At 60.2% G+C, this 2,208-nt stretch carries 2 protein-coding genes and 1 pseudogene; all 3 read right to left on the minus strand.

Going from position 1 to position 2,208, the window contains the following annotated elements:
- The coding region (gene tssL, locus IO95_RS06210; protein ID WP_051791129.1) for a type VI secretion system protein TssL, short form at positions 1–541 on the minus strand (541 nt) is incomplete at its 3' end.
- Positions 538–1,875, minus strand: a complete 1,338-nt coding sequence (gene tssK / locus IO95_RS06215; RefSeq protein WP_037384369.1) for a type VI secretion system baseplate subunit TssK — start codon at positions 1,873–1,875, stop codon at positions 538–540. The genes tssK and tssL, both read right to left, overlap by 4 nt.
- Before the next feature lie 12 nt (positions 1,876–1,887).
- Positions 1,888–2,208 (minus strand): annotated as a pseudogene (locus tag IO95_RS06220) (type VI secretion system contractile sheath large subunit); the annotation flags it as partial.

A 2,208-nucleotide genomic window follows, 5' to 3' on the forward strand; every position in this document is an offset into this window, starting at 1 on the left:
AATCCTGCTGCAGGCTGAATGGCGGTACCCGTTGTGCCAGCACCTCACGCACCTCGTCACAATGCGTCGGGTCCTGTGACCCATAACGGCCATTGAAACCCAGCAGCAGCACCCGGTGGAAACAGGTCAGCACCCGGATATCCGGCGCAGGCTCATTGAGCACACGGCGTATGCGGTCCCACAACTGCTCACCCGCATCCAACGTATTGAAATAACGGGCCTGCAACGGGGATTTCAGCCACTCACGATAGCCGTCATCCTGGGTCTGGCGGCCCATCACGCTGGCGTCCAGCAAGGCACACTGGGCATACAGCATGTGCTCCACCGCAGCCGAGGACAGACGCGCACTTTCCAATTGGCGGCGTGCCTGGTCCACCAGGGTGCAGGCCTTGCGATACAGTTCACGCCCCTGGGTCACCACCGCACCATTACGCAGTTGACACACCATCAGCCAGGTCTCGGCAAACAGTTGGTCAACGTTAACCGACGCCTTGCCACCCGGCGTCGTTGTTTCAGTCATGTCCGGTCGGGTATTTGTCATGAGCGCAGCACCGCAAACAGTTCAAGCTGAACATCCCCCAACGTCTCCGGCACATAAAACACGCAGGTGCCGGCCGTCAGCATGGCCTGAGCGGCCGGATGCGTCAGTTCGAGAGCAAAATATTGATTTTCCAGGCGCAGCGGAATGGCGGCCGGCACCTGGGTCAGGGCTTTCAACGGAATGCCACTGAGCGCAATGTTCACCACATCGGCCACGTCGTCCGGACTGCCCGCCTTGCACATCAGCGGGAACTGGGTCTGAAGCTGGTAGGCCGGCAAGGTGGAGCGCACGGAGAGGTAAAAATCGGCCTCTTCGCGCAAACGCGCATCGTGCAGCGCCCCGCGCCAGAACTGGTCTTCGTGGGTCAGTTCGATGGCAATGACGCGTGATGGCAAACTGGCTTCCAGCAGGTCACCCAGCAGTGACAACAGCGGCGGAAACACCCGCTCCGGAGCCGAATGCTGGTAGGTCGGAATGGCATCGGCATCATGCTCAAGGGAAAACGTCAGCAGACTGCCCGCCAGACGCGCCAGCTCCCGGTACAGCAGTTCCGGGTGCAAACGCGGGTTGGCCAGCAAATCATCCAGTATCGGCTCGTGACTGTTCAACGCATTGAGCAACCAGAACAGCGAGACATCCGCCACGGCAAAATCCGCCATGCGCTGGTTACTCTCACGGCGCATCGCCATCAGGCGACCCCGTTTGGCCTTGAGGCGGTGGGTCAATTGACGGACCGACTCCAGCAGTAGCGGGCTGGCAACCAGCGCCATCATCGGGGGAATAAAATGGCGGTCAAACGCCCACTGCCCCTGGCCATTGCGCACCAGGCGTGCCACCGGCAACGTCAGGTACTCCTTGTTTTCCTCATGGGCAAACCGCAGTGAGAGGGCATGGCGTTGTACCGGAATGTCGGTGAGCTCCTGACCGGACAAATCCTGCACCCGAACCCACTCCCGCAGGTAACGGCGCGGACGCTCTGCCTGGCCGGTTTCATCGACATTGCCGCCGTTGGCCTGCAATAACGGCAGCGCCAATACCACCTCCGCCACCTCACGCCCGGTCAGTGACGACAAATCACTGGCCGGGGGCAGGTTATCCGCCAGCACGCTATCAATCAGCGTCCCATCCTGGAAACGTACCACCAACTCCAGGGCACTGAGGCGGGACACCGCCAGCGCGCTGTCATCAAACTCGGCACTGACCACCCCCCACGGGTTGGCCAGCGCCATATGCGCCAGACAATCCATGGTATGAGCGTCCCAACGTGCCTGCTGCTGGAACAGTTGCGGGGCCAGAAAGGCCCCATCGCTCCATAACGGACGATAGATTTTCATTCTGTCTCCGTGTTAAGCCTTCGCTTTTGGCATCTGCGAAACCAGTGACAGGTTGATATCCATCCCTTCCACCTGGAAGTGCGGAATGGCATACAGTCTCACGCGGAAGAAGCCCGGGTTGTCCTCGATGTCTTCCACAATCACCTTCGCATCACGCAGCGGGTGAGAGGCTTGCAGTTCGTCACCCGGGTCGGTCATCTCGGTCACCAGGCTACGTACCCAGGTGTTGAGCTCCAGCTCCAGCAGACGGCGGTCCTTGGTGGTACCGATGTTTTCACGCTGGATCAGCTTCAGGTAATGGGCAATGCGCGACAGCAGGAAGATGTACGGCAA

The organism is Serratia sp. DD3 (assembly GCF_000496755.2).

Coding starts and splice junctions, on each gene's coding strand:
- tssK (WP_037384369.1), bottom strand. CDS start 1,875: ATGAAAATCTATCGTCCGTTATGGAGCGATGGGGCCTTTCTGGCCCCG.